This is a genomic window from Halomonas gemina (assembly GCF_023554995.1).
GTDB classification, from domain to species: Bacteria; Pseudomonadota; Gammaproteobacteria; order Pseudomonadales; family Halomonadaceae; genus Halomonas; species Halomonas gemina.
In genome coordinates this window covers 40,630-56,940 of the sequence record NZ_JAMJPK010000005.1, presented here as the reverse complement: position 1 = coordinate 56,940, position 16,311 = coordinate 40,630, and the positions used below count along the sequence as shown (strand labels likewise).

Annotated in this window: 18 protein-coding genes; 12 read left to right on the top strand and 6 right to left on the bottom strand. The window is 66.9% G+C overall.

From position 1 onward, the window contains the following. Positions 1–37: 37 nt before the first annotated feature. The 8 genes from M8009_RS11745 to M8009_RS11715 all read left to right on the top strand — a co-directional run bounded on the left by M8009_RS11745 (position 38) and on the right by M8009_RS11715 (position 6,961). Positions 38–1,198, top strand: coding sequence for an ABC transporter ATP-binding protein (locus tag M8009_RS11745; protein ID WP_250061305.1), 1,161 nt, complete (start codon positions 38–40; stop codon positions 1,196–1,198). Between the two features lie 4 nt (positions 1,199–1,202). Continuing rightward, the gene (locus tag M8009_RS11740; RefSeq protein WP_250061303.1) at positions 1,203–1,934 is read left to right on the top strand and encodes an ABC transporter permease; all 732 of its coding nucleotides are present in this window, start codon (positions 1,203–1,205) and stop codon (positions 1,932–1,934) included. Positions 1,935–1,982: 48 nt separating this feature from the next. Continuing rightward, a complete protein-coding gene (locus M8009_RS11735) occupies positions 1,983–2,864 on the top strand; it encodes a glycine betaine ABC transporter substrate-binding protein (protein WP_250061300.1) in 882 nt (293 codons plus the stop codon). A gap of 71 nt (positions 2,865–2,935) precedes the next feature. Beyond that, positions 2,936–3,820, top strand: coding sequence for a glycine betaine ABC transporter substrate-binding protein (locus M8009_RS11730; RefSeq protein ID WP_250061299.1), 885 nt, complete (start codon positions 2,936–2,938; stop codon positions 3,818–3,820). Between the two features lie 170 nt (positions 3,821–3,990). Further along, positions 3,991–4,119 carry a hypothetical protein gene (locus tag M8009_RS19105; RefSeq protein ID WP_284047809.1) on the top strand — a complete coding sequence of 43 codons (129 nt, stop codon included), beginning with the start codon at positions 3,991–3,993 and terminating at the stop codon, positions 4,117–4,119. A 34-nt stretch (positions 4,120–4,153) separates the two neighbouring features. Continuing rightward, positions 4,154–4,996 (top strand): nitrilase-related carbon-nitrogen hydrolase, encoded by an 843-nt coding sequence (locus tag M8009_RS11725; RefSeq protein WP_250061297.1) that lies wholly within the window; start codon positions 4,154–4,156, stop codon positions 4,994–4,996. A 22-nt stretch (positions 4,997–5,018) separates the two neighbouring features. After that, entirely contained in the window at positions 5,019–5,927 is a 909-nt protein-coding gene (locus M8009_RS11720; protein WP_250061295.1) for a complex I NDUFA9 subunit family protein, read from the top strand. Between the two features lie 56 nt (positions 5,928–5,983). Next, positions 5,984–6,961, top strand: a complete 978-nt coding sequence (locus M8009_RS11715) for a ribose-phosphate diphosphokinase (RefSeq protein WP_250061293.1) — start codon at positions 5,984–5,986, stop codon at positions 6,959–6,961. 59 nt (positions 6,962–7,020) lie between these two features. On the opposite strand, the gene M8009_RS11710 is transcribed toward M8009_RS11715, so the two are convergent. Further along, positions 7,021–8,061, bottom strand: coding sequence for a phosphotransferase (locus M8009_RS11710; protein WP_250061291.1), 1,041 nt, complete (start codon positions 8,059–8,061; stop codon positions 7,021–7,023). Positions 8,062–8,305: 244 nt separating this feature from the next. Between M8009_RS11710 and M8009_RS11705 the strand changes: the two genes are divergently transcribed. Next, positions 8,306–9,247: a 2-dehydropantoate 2-reductase gene (locus tag M8009_RS11705; protein ID WP_250061289.1), complete on the top strand. Its 942-nt coding sequence runs from the start codon at positions 8,306–8,308 to the stop codon at positions 9,245–9,247. Between the two features lie 8 nt (positions 9,248–9,255). Here the strand turns inward: M8009_RS11705 and gloA are convergent, their stop codons facing one another. The 3 genes from gloA to M8009_RS11690 all read right to left on the bottom strand — a co-directional run bounded on the left by gloA (position 9,256) and on the right by M8009_RS11690 (position 12,072). After that, on the bottom strand, positions 9,256–9,789 hold the full coding sequence (gene gloA, locus M8009_RS11700; protein WP_250061287.1) for a lactoylglutathione lyase: 534 nt from the start codon (positions 9,787–9,789) through the stop codon (positions 9,256–9,258). A gap of 76 nt (positions 9,790–9,865) precedes the next feature. Further along, positions 9,866–11,449, bottom strand: coding sequence for a GMC family oxidoreductase (locus M8009_RS11695; protein ID WP_250061285.1), 1,584 nt, complete (start codon positions 11,447–11,449; stop codon positions 9,866–9,868). Between the two features lie 53 nt (positions 11,450–11,502). After that, complete coding sequence (locus M8009_RS11690; RefSeq protein WP_250061283.1) at positions 11,503–12,072, bottom strand: twin-arginine translocation signal domain-containing protein; 570 nt, start codon at positions 12,070–12,072, stop codon at positions 11,503–11,505. Between the two features lie 242 nt (positions 12,073–12,314). On the opposite strand from M8009_RS11690, the gene M8009_RS11685 reads away from it, so the two are divergent. From M8009_RS11685 to M8009_RS11675, 3 genes are all read left to right on the top strand, one after another. Continuing rightward, on the top strand, positions 12,315–12,599 hold the full coding sequence (locus tag M8009_RS11685; protein WP_250061281.1) for a ribbon-helix-helix domain-containing protein: 285 nt from the start codon (positions 12,315–12,317) through the stop codon (positions 12,597–12,599). Positions 12,600–12,690: 91 nt separating this feature from the next. Beyond that, positions 12,691–13,329 carry a DsbA family oxidoreductase gene (locus M8009_RS11680; protein ID WP_250061279.1) on the top strand — a complete coding sequence of 213 codons (639 nt, stop codon included), beginning with the start codon at positions 12,691–12,693 and terminating at the stop codon, positions 13,327–13,329. A 104-nt stretch (positions 13,330–13,433) separates the two neighbouring features. After that, positions 13,434–14,576, top strand: a complete 1,143-nt coding sequence (locus M8009_RS11675) for a histone deacetylase family protein (protein WP_250061270.1) — start codon at positions 13,434–13,436, stop codon at positions 14,574–14,576. On the opposite strand, the gene M8009_RS11670 is transcribed toward M8009_RS11675, so the two are convergent. Together M8009_RS11670 and M8009_RS11665 are read right to left on the bottom strand one after the other, a co-directional pair. Further along, positions 14,561–15,712, bottom strand: coding sequence for a CapA family protein (locus M8009_RS11670; protein WP_250061268.1), 1,152 nt, complete (start codon positions 15,710–15,712; stop codon positions 14,561–14,563). The genes M8009_RS11675 and M8009_RS11670 overlap by 16 nt on opposite strands. Before the next feature lie 80 nt (positions 15,713–15,792). Beyond that, positions 15,793–16,296 (bottom strand): Hsp20/alpha crystallin family protein, encoded by a 504-nt coding sequence (locus tag M8009_RS11665; protein ID WP_250061267.1) that lies wholly within the window; start codon positions 16,294–16,296, stop codon positions 15,793–15,795. Between the last annotated feature and the right edge of the window lie 15 nt (positions 16,297–16,311).

Here is a 16,311-nt window from a genome sequence, read left to right as displayed (position 1 = left end):
GCGAGCCTCTGACGACCGAGACGACAAGGACACCCGAATGATCCAACTCGATAACCTGACCAAGGTCTTCGACACACCCGAGGGCGCCGTGGTCGCCGCCGACCACATCAGCCTGGAGGTGCCCAGCGGCGAGATCTGCATCCTGCTCGGCCCCTCGGGCTGCGGCAAGACCACCACCCTGAAGATGATCAACCGCATCGTGACGCCGACCTCCGGCAAGGTGTTCATCAGCGGGGAGGACACCACCGACATGAATACCCAGGATCTGCGCCGCAATATCGGCTATGTGATCCAGCAGATCGGCCTGTTCCCCAACATGACCATCGAGGAGAACATCACGATCGTGCCCAAGCTGCTGGGCTGGGACAAGGCCAAGTACAAGGCGCGGGCCCGGGAGATGATGGCGATGATCTCCATGGAGCCCGACGCCTTCCTCAAGCGCTTCCCCAGTGAGCTCTCCGGCGGCCAACAGCAGCGCATCGGGGTGGCCCGCGCGCTCGCCGCCGACCCCCCGGTGATGCTGATGGACGAGCCCTTCGGGGCCATCGACCCCATCAACCGGGCGGTGATCCAGGACGAGTTCCTCAAGATGCAGCAGGAACTCAACAAGACCATCATGTTCGTCAGCCACGACATCGACGAGGCGATCAAGATGGGCGATCGGGTGGCGATATTCCGCGAGGGCAAGCTGGTGCAGCACTCCTCGCCCGACGACCTGCTGGCCGCGCCGAAGAACGCCTTCGTCGAATCCTTCCTGGGCGAGGACCGCGCGCTCAAGCGCCTCAACCTGGTCAAGGTCCAGGAGGTGGTCTCCGACGAGATCGCCACCGTTTCGCCCGGCGACACCCTGGAGACGGCGCTGGCCCGCATCGAGGATTACGGCTACCAGAACGCCATCCTGATGGTGAACGACCGGCGCCAGCCGGTGGGCCTGATCACCCGGGCCAAGGCGCGCACCACCAAGGGCTACTGCCGCGACCACTTCGAGAGCGTGCCGGGGACCGTGACCCTGGATGACGACCTGCGCAAGGTCGCCTCGCTGATGTTTTCACAGGACGCCACCTGGCTGCCCTGCGTGGATGATCAGGGACGGGTCTGCGGCCAGATCACCCAGCGCGCCATGACGCACCACCTGGGGTCGCGCTTCCGCGCCCGCGAGGCCGCCCCCCGGAAACCCGACAGCGCCGTCAAGGAGTGAGCCGATGCCGATCCAGAGCCTGAACGGGGCCCTGCGCGCACTCCTGCTGGTGGCGATCTTCTTCGCCGGGGTATGGAGCCAATCGAGCGGGGTCATCGAAGACTTCCTGTGGTACCTGCCCGATGTGCAGTACCTGGCCATCCAGCACCTGTGGCTGACGGCGATCTCCGGCAGCTTGGCGATCCTGGTGGCCATCCCGCTGGGCATCGTGCTGTCGCGCCCCAGCATGGCACGCTGGGCGGAATCGCTGATGCAGGTGCTCAACGTCGGCACCACCATCCCCACGCTGGCGGTGCTGGCCCTCTCCATGAGTTTCCTGGGCATCGGCGCGGTACCGGCGGTCTTCGGGCTGTTCGTCGCCACCCTGCTGCCCATCACCCGCAACACCTATGCCGGACTCAAGGGCGTGGACCCCGCGCTGATGGAGGCCGCCGCCGGCATCGGCATGTCGTCGACCCAGCGCCTGATGCGGGTGGAGCTGCCCAATGCCCTCTACGTGATCTTCGCCGGCATGCGCACCGCCCTGACCATCAACGTGGGCACCGTGCCGCTGGCCTTCCTGATCGGCGCCGGGGGCTTGGGTGAACTGATCTTCACCGGCATCGACCTGTACGACCCGGTGATGATGCTGTCCGGCGCCATTCCCACCGCGCTGCTGGCGATCGTCGTCGATGCCCTGATCGCCACCGTCGCGTTCCTGGTGGTGCCACGCGGGGTCAACCCGTCGCGCGCCTGATCGTTCGAACCGTGCCACATTATTGTTACACCACAAGGAGAAGCACTCATGAAACGCTTGATGACTACCCTGTCCAGCCTGGCCCTGGCCGGTGCCATGACCACCGCCGGTGCCGCCGAGATTACCGTTGGCGGCAAGAACTTCACCGAGCAGCAGATCCTCTCCAACATGACCACCCAATACCTTGAGGGGCTTGGCTACGATGTGGAGAACCGCTCCGGCATGGGCTCCGCCGTGCTGCGTCAGGCTCAGGAAAACGGCCAGATCGACCTCTACTGGGAGTACACCGGCACCTCGTTGATCAACTACAACGACGTCACCGAACGCCTGTCGCCCGAAGACACCTACGCACGGGTCAAGGAGCTCGACGCCGAGAAGGGCCTGGTGTGGCTGGAGCCTTCCGACGCCAACAATACCTACGCCCTGGCCATGCGCGAGGAGGACGCCGAAGAGCGCGGCATCGCCACCCTTTCCGACCTGGCCCAGGCGGTCAATGACGGCGAGGACCTGACCTTCGCCCTGAACGCGGAGTTCTATGCCCGCGAAGACGGCTGGCGCCCACTCCAGGAAGCCTATGACTTCCAGGTCGACCGCGGCGACGTCAGGCGCATGGACTCCGGCCTGGTCTACCCCGCCCTGCGCGACGGCGACGTCGAAGTGGGCCTGGTCTTTGCCACCGACGGGCGTATCCCGGCCTTCAACTTTCACGTGCTGGAAGACGACCAGAACTACTTCCCGGCCTACGCCCTGACACCGGTCGTACGCCAGGAGACCCTCGAAGAGAGCCCAGAGCTTGCCGAACAGATGAACGAGCTGTCGGCGCTGCTCGACGACGAAACCATGGCCGAACTCAACGCGCGGGTCGACGTGGAGCGCGAGAACATCGAAGATGTGGCCCGCACCTTCCTCGAGAACAACGAGCTGCTTTAATCAGGCCAGGACACTTCAAAGCCCCACCCCGAAAGGGGGGGGCAATTTCTGTCAGGAGCTAATTTGATTCTATGCAACATACTTTGAAGACCGCTCTAATCGCCGCCTTGTTGGCAGCTACATCTTCAATCGCCCATGCAGAGACAATTACCGTTGGCGGAAAGAACTTCACCGAACAGTTGCTCCTCGCCGACATGACGGTCCAGTATCTTGAAGCCAAAGGCCATGATGTCGATGAGCGTTCCGGAATGGGAACCTCTGTGCTTCGTCAGGCTCAGGAAACCGGGCAGGTAGATCTCTATTGGGAATACACCGGAACCTCGCTGATCAGCTACAACAAAGTGACCGAGAAGCTGACACCAGAAGAGGCCTATCAGCGCGTCAAAGAACTTGATGCAGAGAAAGGCTTGGTGTGGCTGGAACCCTCCGAGGCCAACAATACCTACGCGCTGGCTATGCGCGAGGATCATGCGAAAGAGCTCGGCATCACCTCCATTTCTGACCTTGCCGAAACTATCAATTCAGGCAATGAATTGGTGCTCGCCTCGAACGCCACATTCTATTCCCGTGATGATGGACTGCGCCCGATGCAGGAAACCTATGGTTTCGAGTTCGGCAGACGCAATGTCAAGCGTATGGACCAGGGACTCACGCTCCCGGCACTTGACCAGGGTGAAGTCGACGTAGCCATGACTACTGCGACCAATGGTCGAATTCCGGCATTAGACTTGACGGTGCTTGAAGATGACCGGCAGTTCTTTCCTGACTACGCGCTGACTCCGGTGGTGCGTCAGGAGACACTGGAAGCCAACCCCACCCTCGCCGATCAGATGAACGCGCTGTCGGCACTGCTCGATGACGAGACCATGGCTAGACTCAATGCTAAAGTCGATGTCGAGAAAGAAAGTGTTGAGGACGTAGCCCAGTCTTTCCTCGAAAGCAACGACCTGCTATAACGGCCAGGCATTGCCGGCACACGCATCGAGGCCGCCCACGGGCGGCCTTCTTGTGCTCTTAGCAGCCGGCCTGTCCTCGCCTACCGGCATGGCTAAGAACGGTACCTGGTTGGTCGACGACCGGCCGCCCCCTCGCTAGCATGACGCAAACTCACTGGAGACCGCCCCCGATGACGAATTCCTTCTTGCTGATGATGGGCGGCGCCCTGGTCGTGCTGGCGGTGCTGCACTGGCTGCTGTTCCGGCTAGTCAAGCGGGCGATGGCCCGCTCCGCGAAAAAGGTCCGACCCAAGGACTGATACCCTTCCCACCCCTCCACCAAGAGCCCCGATCATGCACTATCAGGACAGACTCCGGGTCGGCGCCGCCCAGATCAACGCCACCCTCAGCGAGGTGGATGCCAACCTGGCGCAGCATCTCGACATTATCCAGGACGCCTGCGAGCAGGGCGTCGAGCTGCTGGTCTTCCCCGAGCTCTCGCTCACCGGCTATGGGCTGGGTAGCCGGGTAATGCAGGTGGCGATGCCGCTGGAGGACCCGCGCCTGCGTGAGCTGGCACTGGCCTGCCGCGAGATGCAGACGGTGGTGGGCTTCGTCGAGGAAGCGAGTCCCGGCGAGTACTACAACGCGCTGGCCATCCTCCAGGACGGCGAGATCGCCGCGGTACACCGCAAGCTGAACCTGCCCACCTACGGCGGTCTCGAGGAGGGCAAGTGGTTCACCCACGGCAGCGAGCTCACCCAGACCCCGGTACGCCCCGGCTGGTCGGCCACCCAGCTGATCTGCGCCGACCTGTGGAACCCCGCACTGGTCCACGCCGCCCTGCTGCGCCGTCCCACGGTGCTCTGCGCGCCGATCAACTCGGCCTCGGGCATCGTCAGCGACGACTTCTCCAACGAGCAGAACTGGGCCCTGAACGTGCGCTTCTACGCCATGACCTACGGCACGCCGGTGATCATGGCCAACCGCTTCGGCCCCGAGGGCCAGAGCCACTTCTGGGGCGGCTCACGCATCCTCGGCCCGCGCGGCGAGCTGCTCGCCGAGGCCGAGGAGCGCGAGATGCTGATCACCGCCGAGCTGTCACGCACCGCCATCGCCCGGGCACGCTTCGAGCTGCCCACCCATCGCGATGCCGACACGCCACTGGTGCGCGAGCTGATGGCCGGCTACCGTTGAGCGACCACGCTGGAGGGCGATGATGCGCGAGGGTCCGGTCACGGTCTTCGGTGGCACCGGCTTTCTCGGCGACGCCATCGTCCGCGAGCTGGTCGAGGCCGGCCGCGCCGTGCGCATCGCCGCCCGCCACCCGGCCCTGCCCGCCTGGCTGGAGGACGGGGATCCGGTGGAACTCGCCACCGCCGACCTCCGCGACGAGGCGAGCATCGATGCGGCACTCGCGGGCGCCAGCGCCGTGATCAACGCCGTCAGCCTCTATGTCGAGACCCGCGATGCCAGCTTCGAGGCCATCCATGTCGCGGGCGCCGGGCGGCTGGCCGGCCGGGCCCGGGCGGCCGGCATCGAGCGGCTGGTGCTGGTCTCGGGGATCGGCGCCCGCCACGACTCGGCCTCGGCCTACGTGCGGGCCCGCGCCCGAGGGGAGGACGCGGTGCTGGAGGCCATGCCCAAGGCGATCATCGTGCGACCCAGCGTGCTGTTCGGCCCCGGGGACGCCTTCCTCACCGGCCTGGAGGGCCTGACCCGGCTGCCGCTGATCCCGCTGTTCGGCCGCGGCACGACCCGGCTGCAGCCGGTACACGTGGTGGACGTGGCGCGGGCCATCGCCCGGCTCACCGGCCACCCCGCCACCGAGCGGCGCCTCTTCGAGTTCGGCGGCCCCGAGGTGCTGAGCTACCGCGAGATCCTCGCGACGCTGCTCGCCCATCTGCAGCGCGAGCGACCGCTGGTGCCGATCCCCTTCCTCGCCTGGCGGCTACTGGCGGCCCTGGCCGCCTGGCTGCCTGGTCCGCCGCTGACGCGCGATCAGGTGATCCTGATGCAGGCGGACAACGTCGCCGACGCGGACATCGGCGGCTTCCGCGACCTGGACATCCTGCCCCGTTCGCTGCGCGAGAGCCTGCCATCCTGCCTGGCGACTTCCGACTCCTGACCCCCGAATGACTTTCTGGTCGTCAGACGCGGGACCCAGCGTCTATGCTGCATGACATGAAACTCTTCTCACTCAATGCCAGCCGGCCCTTCGGCGAGAAGGTGGCGCAGGCGCTTGGCATCCCCCTCGCCGAACACGAGGAACGCGACTTCGAGGACGGCGAGCACAAGGCGCGACCGCTGGAAAGCGTGCGTGGCGAGGATGTCTTCGTCCTGCAAAGCCTCAACGGCGACCCGGAACAGGGGGTCAACGAGCGGCTCTGTCGGCTGCTGTTCTTCCTGGGCAGCGTCCGCGACGCGGGAGCCCGGCGTGTTACTGCGGTGATTCCCTATATCGCCTATGCGCGCAAGGACCGCCGGACCAAGTCACGTGACCCCCTCACCTCACGCTATCTAGCCATGCTGCTGGAGGCCATGGGCATCGACGCTGTCATGAGCCTCGATGTCCATAATCCCGCGGCCTTCCAGAACGCCTTTCGCTGCCCCGCCCATACCCTCGATACGCGTCGCCTGTTCGCCGATCACATGCGCAAGCGCTGCGGCGAAGGGCCGGTGGTGGTGGCCTCCCCCGACCCGGGCGGCGTGAAGCGGGCACAGGGCTTCAGGGAAATGCTCGAACCCATGCTGGGCCGCGAGATCGGCTCGGCCTACATGGAGAAGCGCCGCAGCGAGGGCAAGGTCAGCGGCACCCTGCTGGCCGGCGAGGTCGAGGGTGCCACCGTGCTGGTCGTGGATGACCTGATCAGTACGGGTGGGACCCTGCTACGCGCCGCCCAGGCCTGCCTGGACCATGGCGCGCAGCGGGTATACGGCCTGGCGGCACACGGCCTCTTCGTCGGCGATGCCAACCGGGTGATCAGCGACCCGCAACTGGCGAAGATCATGGTTACCGACACCGTCCCGCCGACCCGCCTCGATGCCGAAGTGGCTCGCCAGCACCTGGAGGTAGTCAGTGCCGCCCCGCTCTTCGCCGAGGCGATCCGCCGGACTCATGAGAATGGCTCGCTCACCGAGCTGCTCGAGGGCCCTTCATAACGGCAGCACCCTCCTAGGTGTTTAGTCCCGAGTGGCCAGGGATCCATGCAGATTTTCTGCTAGTCGAGCTCACGACAGGCCCGCCGCGCCATGGCCAGGTACTGCCTGGCCCGCGGCTCCCACTTGTCCGGGGTGCGCGGATCCGGCTCGAGCAGGTGGGCGAGGGTCAGGCGCGCCCTGAGACAGGCGCGATAGGCCGTGTAGAAGGCCAGCAACCGCCTGCATGGCCGCTCGCCGAGCATCCGGGCACACTCGTTGACCAGCTGCTTGCCGACCCAGGCGGCACCCAGCCGGTCGCACTCGAGCCCAAGGAAGCTCAGCTCGTCGAAAGGGTCCACCCGCCGCAGGGGCTGGCTGAACTCGAGGCAGTCGATGACAACCGGGGGGTCGGTCAGGCAGACGTGCTCGGGGCGCAGGTCACCATGCCCCTCGACGACTCGCCCCTGGCGCACACGATCCCCCAGCAGGTCGGGCTCCTCCTTTAGCAGGCGCTCGAGCCGGCCCAGCACTGCTGCCACCTCGTCGCTCGGCAGCGAGAAACGCGTATCACCGATGACCTCCCGATTCCTGTCGTGTTCATGCGCGAAGTGGGCCAGGTACTCCTTCACCGAGATCTCGACAGGTTCGAGTCCCTGATAGAAGTCCGCGAGCCGTTCGGCGACGCGGGTGATCCGTGCCCTGGTGACGGTGCCCTTTGCCAGCGCCACATCCAGCAGGAGGTGCTCGGGCAGTCGCGTCATCACGACGAGCCAGTCGACCACCTCTCCCTCCCCATCGATCTCCAGGGTGCCTTCGGAAGTCAGCCTCAACGACGACACACCAAGGTAGACCTCCGGTGCCAGGCGGCGGTTGAGGCGCACCTCCTCATGACAGAGAAACTCGCGGTCGCGCAGGAAGTGGCAGTCGCGGTGCTTGTACTCGACGGGCTTCTTGAGCTTGTAGACACGCTCCCCCGCCAGGAAGACCCAGGCCATGTGGGTCTCCCTGACATCGACCTCACCCTCGAACTCGGGGTAAGCCCGAGAACTCGAGAGGAACTCGACCTTGTCCCGTAGAGAGACGTCATTTGCGGCAGCGTTGGGGGATGAATCCTTGGCCATATGTGTCCTCTCCCGACATCGCAAAAAGGTATCACACCCTCTTGACGAGCCACGACTCGAGCGTGATCGTCCCGATGCCGTCGCATCCTGCAGTCGATGTCGAGGTTGCCGTCAAGGTCCTGTGCCATGAACAAGGCCGGAAGCCGACACCGACCGGCCCCGCAGCTCCAGTTCGCCCATCGCCGCGGCGCGCCCATGGCGGTATGCTCGGCAGAGCCATCACCGACAGGAACGGAGAGAGAGAATGAAGGTCGCGATCATGGGCAGCGGCGGCGTGGGGGGCTACTTCGGCGCCCGCCTGGCACAGGGCGGCGAGGAAGTCACCTTCATCGCCAGGGGCGAGCACCTGGCGGCCATCCGTCGAAGCGGCCTGGCGGTGTCGAGCATTGAGGGCGACGTGACCCTCGACCCGGCCAGGGCCACCGACGACCCGGCCGAGGTGGGAATCGTGGATGCGGTGATCGTGGCGGTGAAGGCCTGGCAGGTCCGCGCGGCCGCCGAGGCGATCAGGCCGATGGTCGGCCCCCGGACCCTGGTACTGCCGCTGGAGAATGGCGTCGAGGCGGCGGACGTCCTGGCCGGGGTACTCGGCGAGGCACCGGTGCTCGACGGGCTTTGCGGCATCCTCGCCTGGCGCGAGGCCCCGGGCCGCATTCGCCATGCGGGCGTATCGCCCTTCGTGCGCCTGGGCACCCGGCACCCCGGTCAGGATGACGGCGCCCGACGACTGCGCGACGCCCTGGAGCGCGCCCCGGGCGTCAGTGCCGAGATGCCCGACGACATCCAGGCCGCGGTATGGAGCAAGTTCCTGTTCATCTGCGCGATGAGCGGCATCGGGGCCGTCACCCGGGCGCCCATCGGGGTGACCCGCACGCTACCCGAGACCCGCTCGCTGACCGAGCGCCTGCTCGCCGAGATCGAGACGGTGGCCCGGGCCCGAGGGGTAGCGCTGCCGGAGGACGCGGTGACGCGGGCCATGACCTTCATCGACGCGCTGCCGGCCGAGAGCACCGCCTCCATGCAGCGCGACATCATGGCGGGCCGTCCCTCCGAACTGGAGGCCCAGAACGGTGCCGTGGTGCGGCTGGGACGCGAGGCCGGTGTCCCCACCCCGATCAACGCCATGATCCATGCCGCCCTGCTGCCCCAGGAGCGGGCGGCACGCGGAGACGACGCCACCGGCTAGGCCGGGGCTCAGTCGCCCAGGGCGGAGAGCCGGTCGGCCTGGACGACCTCGATCCAGTAGCCGTCGACGTCCTTGACGAAGACCACATCCTTCATCTTACCCTGGTCCGAGCGCTTGACGAACTCCACCTCGTTGGCGTCGAACCAGGCCTCGGCCGCCTCCAGGTCCGGCACCGAGAAGCAGATGTGGCCGAACCCCTGGGGCTCGGCATTGCCGTCGTGATAGATCCGTCCCTCACGGCTCTCGGTCCCCCAGTTATGGGTCAGTTCCAGCACACCGCGCTGGCTGAAGGTCCAGACGGTGCGCTCGCCGGTCTCCTCCGGGACGCTCTCGCCGGCTTCCGGGCGCGCCAGGAAGTAGAGCGAGAACTGCATCGCCTCGAAGTCGAGCCGGCGCAGCACCCGCATGCCGAACACCCGGGTATAGAAGCCCAGCGCGGCCTCGGGATCCTTGATGCGCAGCATGGTGTGGTTGAGGCGAAAGCCATCGGCCTCGGGGGGTGGCGCCTGGACGCCGGGATACTGCTCACCTGCAAAGCTCATGTCGCAACTCCTTGATCGATGACGTGAATGAATGAGGAGCGCGCCCGGCCGAGGCCGGGCGCGTCATGCTGCTTCGTCAGACCTCGCCGCGCTGCATCAGCTGGCCGATGTGTTCGGCCTGGCGGATGGCCAGCGAGACGATGGTCAGGGTCGGGTTCTCCGCCGCGGAGGTGGTGAACTGACTGCCGTCCGAGATGAACAGGTTGGGGATCTCGTGGGCCTGGCCATAGCCATTGCAGACGCCATCCTCGGGGCGCTCGCTCATCCGGCAGGTGCCCAGGTTATGCGTCGAGGGGTAAGGCGGCACCTCGTAGATGTCCTTGGCTCCCACCGAGCGGTAGAGCTCGGCGCCCTGACGGTAGCCGTGCTCGCGCATGGCGATGTCGTTGGGGTGGTCGTCGTAGTGGACGTTGGCCACCGGCAGCCCGTAGCGGTCGGTGACGTCGGGGTTGAGGGTCACGCGGTTGCTCGCCTGGGGCAGGTCCTCGCCCACCAGCCACATGCCGGCCATGTTCTCGTACTGGTCGAGCGCGCCGGTGAAGCGCGGCCCCCAGGCACCGGGGTCGAGGAAGGCCGCCATGAAGGGCAGGCCCAGCGACAGGGTCTCCATCTCGTAGCCGCCGACGAAGCCCCGCTCGGGGTCATGGCGCGCTTCGTCGGAGACGATGCCGGCCATGGTGGTGCCGCGGTACATGTGCACGGGCTCCTCGAAGGTGGCGTAGACCGAGCCGGTCATGTGGCGCATGTAGTTGCGTCCCACCTGGCCCGAGCCGTTGGCAAGCCCCTCCGGGAACATCGTGCTGGCGGAGTTGAGCAGCAGGCGCGGCGTCTCCAGGGAGTTGCCGGCCACCGCCACCAGGCGCGCCTGCTGGCGCTGCTCGTTGCCCTCGGCATCGAAGTAAACCACCGCCGTGACCCTGCCGCTGTCATCGTGCTCGATGCGCGCCACGTGGGACTCCGGGCGCAGCTCCAGATGGCCGGTGGCGATGCCCTCGGGCAGCTCGGTGTAGAGGGTCGACCACTTGGCGCCGGTCGTGCAGCCCTGGAAGCAGAAGCCGCGCTGCTGACAGGCGGCGCGCCCGTCGCGTGGCGCGCTGTTGATGGCCATATGGCCGGTGTTGCACGAATAGCCGAGGTTCTTCGCGCCGGCGTACATCACCTTGAAGTTGTTGTTGCCGGGCAACCCCTTGTTGTCGTTGGTGCGGGTCACCCCCATGCGCCGCTCGGCGCGGTCGTAGTAGGGGGCCAGGTCGTCATAGGTGAGCGGCCAGTCGAGCAGGTTGGCGCCCTCGATCTCGCCGTAATTCGTCAGCGCCGCGAATTCGTGGGGCTGGATGCGCAGGCTCGCCCCGGCCCAGTGCACGGTGGTGCCGCCCACCGACTTGACGATCCAGGCCGGCAGGTTGGGAAAGTCCCTGGCCAGGCGAAAGCTGCCCGAGGTGGTGCGGGTATCGAGCCAGGCGAGCTGGGCGAAGGAGGCCCACTCGTCGGCCAGGAAGTCGGCGGTGGTGTGCAGGGCACCAGCCTCCAGCACCACCACGTCGATGCCCTGCTGGGCCAACTCGTTGGCCAGGGTGCCGCCCCCCGCGCCGGACCCGATCACCACCACGACGCTGGCATCGTCATGGGCGAAGGTCTTCTGGTTGTCGGTCATTGCCATCTTGGCGTCTCCACATGCGTTGTTGTTCTGGTCGTCGATCCCTCGGCGCCCCGTCAGGCCGTCGGCTCCTCGAAGGGCAGGTAGCCGCCCTCGGGCCGGGGCGGGTCGGGCAGCCAGGCAAGGTCATTGAAGCCCTTGGTCAGGTAGCCACCGTCACCCTCCGCGCCCTCGTAGCCGAAATGGGCGTAGGCCAGGGGGTTGTCGTAGAGCGAGACCACGGCGTCGCCACGGATGGCCTCGAAGAAGAGGGTGCCGGCCAGGGGGGCGAGGTGCTCGAGCCGTGCCGCGTCGTCCAGCGCCAGCCAGTCACCGCCCGCGGACCTGTCGAGCTCGGCGATGCCGTCGTCGAGCGTGGTGAGCAGCGCCCCCTCGACGGCCTTGCGATCGAGGCTCTTCACCACGTAGGCGTAGACGGCATCCTCGAGATCCGGGTGGGGGAAGATCTGCCGGGTGACCGCAAGCAGGACCTCGCCCTGGCGGGAACCCAGGTTGTCGAGCGGCATCGCCCAGCTGCGCGAGGGCGCCAGCAGGGCGATGGGGCCGCTGGCGAAGGCCAGGGTGCCGGCCAGAACGCCGCCACTCGCCTTGAGGAAGACGCGGCGGGAAATCGTGGGTGAACTCATCGCTGACCTCTCCGGTGTGGGTGGCGCAGCGCCCGAGGAGGGGGAACCGCGCCTTGCTTCTTGTTGTAGGAATCCAACGGTGGACCGGCCACCTCTAAGGAGAGTAGGCGCAAGCATGCCAGGACGGGTAACAGCGGGTTACTACATCGACGATGGTCTAATGCTCATGGACGATCACAGAGGGCAAGGTCGAACGAGCCGGGACCACTCTCCGGCACCCGGTCTCCTGCGGAGTGAACGCCATGTGCCACGTCTATGCCTCCACCGACCCCCAACGCTACGAATGCACCACCCGCTCGCTGCGCCTGCAGGGCAGCGTGACCAGCGTGCGGCTCGAGAACGAGTTCTGGGAGATCCTCGATCACCTGGCCCGCGACCAGCAGCTCTCCACGGGACAGTTCATCAGCGAGCTCTACGGGGAGGTGATGGCTACCAAGGGTGCGGTGCCCAACCTCACCTCGATGCTGCGGGTCGCCTGCGCCGTGCATCTGCACATCCGCGCCGAACCCGTCAGCCGCAGCGCCTGAAATCGCAGCGACCGCCCTCTCCCGCCATGTCCTGTCGGGCGAGGCGCTGTTACCCTCCCGGGTCCTGCCGCATCCCCACAGGAGGCACCCGATGACCCGGCCGCGCATTACCCTCGATGTCTTCAGCGACTACGTCTGCCCCTTCTGTTACCTGGAGGCCCCGGAGCTCGACGCCCTGGCAGAGCGCTTCGGCGACGTCGTGGCGATCCGCTGGCGAGCCTTCGAGCTGCGCCCCGAGCCCGAGCCGACCCTCGACCCCGACGGCGACTACCTGCACGACACCTGGGAGCGGGCCGTCTATCCCATGGCCGCGGAGCGTGGCATGACCCTTCGCCTGCCCCGCCTCCAGCCCCGTTCGCGGCTGGCCCACGAGGCCAGTGCCTGGGCCTGGATGCAGGAGGCCGTCCGGCCCGGGGCCGACGGCGCCATGCGCACGGCGCTGTTCCGCGGCTTCTTCGAGGAGAGCCTCGACCTGGCCGACCCCAAGGCACTCGTCCGCGTGGCGCAGGCGCTCGATCTGGATGGCGAGGCCCTGCGCCAGGCCCTGGCGCAGGGCGACTTCCGCCCGCAGGTAATGGCCGACCAACAGACCGCCCGGGAGCTCGGTATCGGCGGCGTGCCGGGCCTGCGCTTCTCGCTGGATGGGGAGCACGCCGGCGTGCTCGAGGGCGCCCAGCCGCACCGCCAGCTGTTTCTGGCCGTGGAACGTCTGCTCGACGCCATGCGCTGATATGACAGGCCGTTCTCCCCCCCCGATGCCAGCCCCCTGATATGCTGTAGTCACATGCATGAGCCACCACGATCTTATAATGTGCACACCATGGAGCTTTCACAGTGGCCGAACTGAACAGCGTGATCGCCTTCTATGACGAACGGATGCTGGCCCATGAACCGGACATCGAGGTGCCCTTCCTGCCGGGGCGCATGGACACGCGAGTCCGCTCACTGTTGTCGGGGCTGGGGGTGCCCTGGAAGTATCCCGAACACCCCGCCCGGCTCACCGCCATCCGGCATCTGCTGGAACTCGAACCGATTCCCGGGGTGACCTTCGAGACCGGCATGCCGGCAACTCGTGAGCAACTGGGGCGCGTCCACACCAGCTCCTACCTGGACAGCATCTTTGAGCTGCGCGGCAAGAGCGCCTGGCTGGACGTGGATACCACGGCCGTATCACCCGGCAGCGTCGAGGCCGCCGAGGTAGCCGCCGGCACGGCGATCGCCGCCGTCGAGGCGGTGGTAGTGGGGCGAGCCGAGAGCAGCTTCGCGCTGGTCAGGCCCCCCGGCCACCACGCCGAACCGGTGCGCGCCCGCGGCTTCTGCCTGTTCAACAACGTGGCGGTGGCTGCCGCCCATGCCCAGGCGGCGCTAGGCTGCCAGCGGGTCATGATCGTCGATTGGGATGCCCATCATGGGAACGGCACCCAGGACATCTTCTGGGCGGATCCGGATGTGCTGTTCTTCGATATCCACCGTGCCTCTCCCTTCTACCCCGGCACGGGGAGTCTCGAGGAGGTCGGCGTGGGCCTCGGGGATGGCGCCATCATCAATGTTCCCCTACCTGCCGATGCCGGCGACGCCGCCTTCCTCAAGGCTTTCCGTGAGATCCTGGTACCGGCGGCCGAGTGGTTCCGACCCGACCTGATCCTGGTCTCGACAGGGTTCGACCCCCACAGCCATGACCTGGCGCTGAATGTCTCCTATGACGGCTTTGCCGCCATGACCGGCATCCTGCAGAGCCTGGCACGCCGGCAGTGCGGGGGAAGGCTGGTCTTCGTGCTGGAAGGCGGCTACAACCTGATATCGCTGTCGCGCGGTGTCAGATCGGTGCTCAAGGTGCTGGCCGGCGACGAGCCACCGGAACCCGGCTTGCGCGGCCTTGCCGAGGTGGAGGCCGCGGCGGCCTTCCATCGCGGTGCCTTCGTCACCGAACCGGAAGCATCGGTTACACCGCCCGACGCCGGTCAGGACGGGCAGTAAAGCAAGACATCGGCTGAACGGCCTCGCCGCTCGCCTTGCCACTCGAGTACCAGCTGGCCATGGCCATCGTGCCGTACCCGGGTGCCGAGCGGCCGCCCCTCGCGATTCAGCATCCGGCACAGCCACTCGGCCTCATCGCGGGGGGCCCGATTGAGGCGGAAGTGACGGCGCTGCAGGGGCACCATGACCAGCCTTTTCAGGCGGCCGCCCGTGGGGCAGAGCGTCGGAAAGTAGAGCAGCGCCAGGTCGCCGCGGAAGCCCTCGTGGCCGGTGATGCCCTCATAGTCGTTGATCAGGTCACCGCAGCCGTAGAGGATCAGCCTGCCACGGTACACCTCGATGCCCAGGGCATGATGGGAAGAGTGGCCCCAGACCAGGTCCACGCCGGCCTCGTCGATCAGCCGGTGGGCGAACTCCCGATGCGCATCGGGGATCGCGTAGCCCCAATTGCCGCCCCAGTGCAGCGAAACCAGTGCCAGTTCTCCGGATTCGCGCCCGCGGGCGACGTCGGCGGCGATGGTCGACACGGCCTCGCGCGAGAGGTCGGCCAGCACATTGACCCCCGGCCTTTCATCACCGGCCGCCCAGTCGATGGGCACGCCGCTGCTGGGAAGGCCGAAGGCCAGCAGCCTCACGCGCCCGCCGGGCACCTCGAAGCGCGCCGGGACTCTTGCCTGGAGCCGATCCAGGCCGGCACCGGCCGTGGCGTAGCCCGCCTTGCCGAGCACCGCCAGGGTCTCGCCAAGCCCCTGCCTGCCCCAGTCCAGTACATGGTTGTTGGCCAGCACGCAGGCATCCACCCCCGCTGCGGCAAGCACCGGCAGGTTGGCGGGATGCATGCGGTAGTGGATCCCCTTGGGCTCGGCAGCGTCGCTGGTGGTGACCGCCGTCTCCAGGTTGATCAGGCGCAGGTCGGGGGCCTGGCGCTCGAGCCACGCCAAGGCGTCGCCCCAGACGTAGGCGAAGTCCACGGGATGCGGGATGGGGCCGGTCACGCGCTCGGCCAGCCGGACATAGTCGATGGCCGAGGTCATGTAGGGCTCGAGGATCCGGGGATCGCCGGGATGCAGCAGGATCTGGTCGATGCCGCGCGCGGTCATCACGTCCCCGGCCAGCCACAGGGTCACGTCGGCCATCGCCTCCCCCTGGTTCCAGGCAGTAACCCCAGCCACCGCGGCATGCCGGAGAGACCGACATGCCGCTTATTCTCAGCGGTTTACTTCACCTCGACCTTGCGGCGGTTGGCCTTCTTGCGCTTGGGCAGCGTCAGCTCGAGGACGCCGTTCTTGAAGCTGGCCGCCGCCTTGTCGGCATCGATCTCGCTGGGCAGTGCCACCGTCCGGGTAAAGGCCCCCTGGGAGATCTCGGAGTGGAAGTACTCGCCCTCCTCCTCCTTGCTCTCCTCGCGGTGCTCGCCCTTGATGGTCACCGCGCCGTCGGTCACCGAGACGTCGAGCTCCTCGCGCTCGAAGCCCGGGACCTCGGCGCGCACCACCACCTCGGTATCGCGGTCGATGACGTCGACCTTCGGCATGCCCTTCTCGAAGGCGGCAAAGCGCTGCCAGAGTGGGTGCTCCCAGCGCGACGGCATACCGCCACGATCGAAGAAGGTATCGAGCATGCGTTCGAACTCCCGGAACGGGCTCATCGCCCGCGACTCCGACGGCTGGGAAGGCTTCTCGGTCGAGACCGGGACATCCTTGGACGCTTTCTTTGCCATGACGATGACTCCTCG

Coding starts and splice junctions, on each gene's coding strand:
- M8009_RS11745 (WP_250061305.1), top strand. CDS start 38: ATGATCCAACTCGATAACCTGACCAAGGTCTTCGACACACCCGAGGGC.
- M8009_RS11740 (WP_250061303.1), top strand. CDS start 1,203: ATGCCGATCCAGAGCCTGAACGGGGCCCTGCGCGCACTCCTGCTGGTG.
- M8009_RS11735 (WP_250061300.1), top strand. CDS start 1,983: ATGAAACGCTTGATGACTACCCTGTCCAGCCTGGCCCTGGCCGGTGCC.
- M8009_RS11730 (WP_250061299.1), top strand. CDS start 2,936: ATGCAACATACTTTGAAGACCGCTCTAATCGCCGCCTTGTTGGCAGCT.
- M8009_RS19105 (WP_284047809.1), top strand. CDS start 3,991: ATGACGAATTCCTTCTTGCTGATGATGGGCGGCGCCCTGGTCGTGCTG.
- M8009_RS11725 (WP_250061297.1), top strand. CDS start 4,154: ATGCACTATCAGGACAGACTCCGGGTCGGCGCCGCCCAGATCAACGCC.
- M8009_RS11720 (WP_250061295.1), top strand. CDS start 5,019: ATGCGCGAGGGTCCGGTCACGGTCTTCGGTGGCACCGGCTTTCTCGGC.
- M8009_RS11715 (WP_250061293.1), top strand. CDS start 5,984: ATGAAACTCTTCTCACTCAATGCCAGCCGGCCCTTCGGCGAGAAGGTG.
- M8009_RS11710 (WP_250061291.1), bottom strand. CDS start 8,061: ATGGCCAAGGATTCATCCCCCAACGCTGCCGCAAATGACGTCTCTCTA.
- M8009_RS11705 (WP_250061289.1), top strand. CDS start 8,306: ATGAAGGTCGCGATCATGGGCAGCGGCGGCGTGGGGGGCTACTTCGGC.
- gloA (WP_250061287.1), bottom strand. CDS start 9,789: ATGAGCTTTGCAGGTGAGCAGTATCCCGGCGTCCAGGCGCCACCCCCC.
- M8009_RS11695 (WP_250061285.1), bottom strand. CDS start 11,449: ATGGCAATGACCGACAACCAGAAGACCTTCGCCCATGACGATGCCAGC.
- M8009_RS11690 (WP_250061283.1), bottom strand. CDS start 12,072: ATGAGTTCACCCACGATTTCCCGCCGCGTCTTCCTCAAGGCGAGTGGC.
- M8009_RS11685 (WP_250061281.1), top strand. CDS start 12,315: ATGTGCCACGTCTATGCCTCCACCGACCCCCAACGCTACGAATGCACC.
- M8009_RS11680 (WP_250061279.1), top strand. CDS start 12,691: ATGACCCGGCCGCGCATTACCCTCGATGTCTTCAGCGACTACGTCTGC.
- M8009_RS11670 (WP_250061268.1), bottom strand. CDS start 15,712: ATGGCCGACGTGACCCTGTGGCTGGCCGGGGACGTGATGACCGCGCGC.
- M8009_RS11665 (WP_250061267.1), bottom strand. CDS start 16,296: ATGGCAAAGAAAGCGTCCAAGGATGTCCCGGTCTCGACCGAGAAGCCT.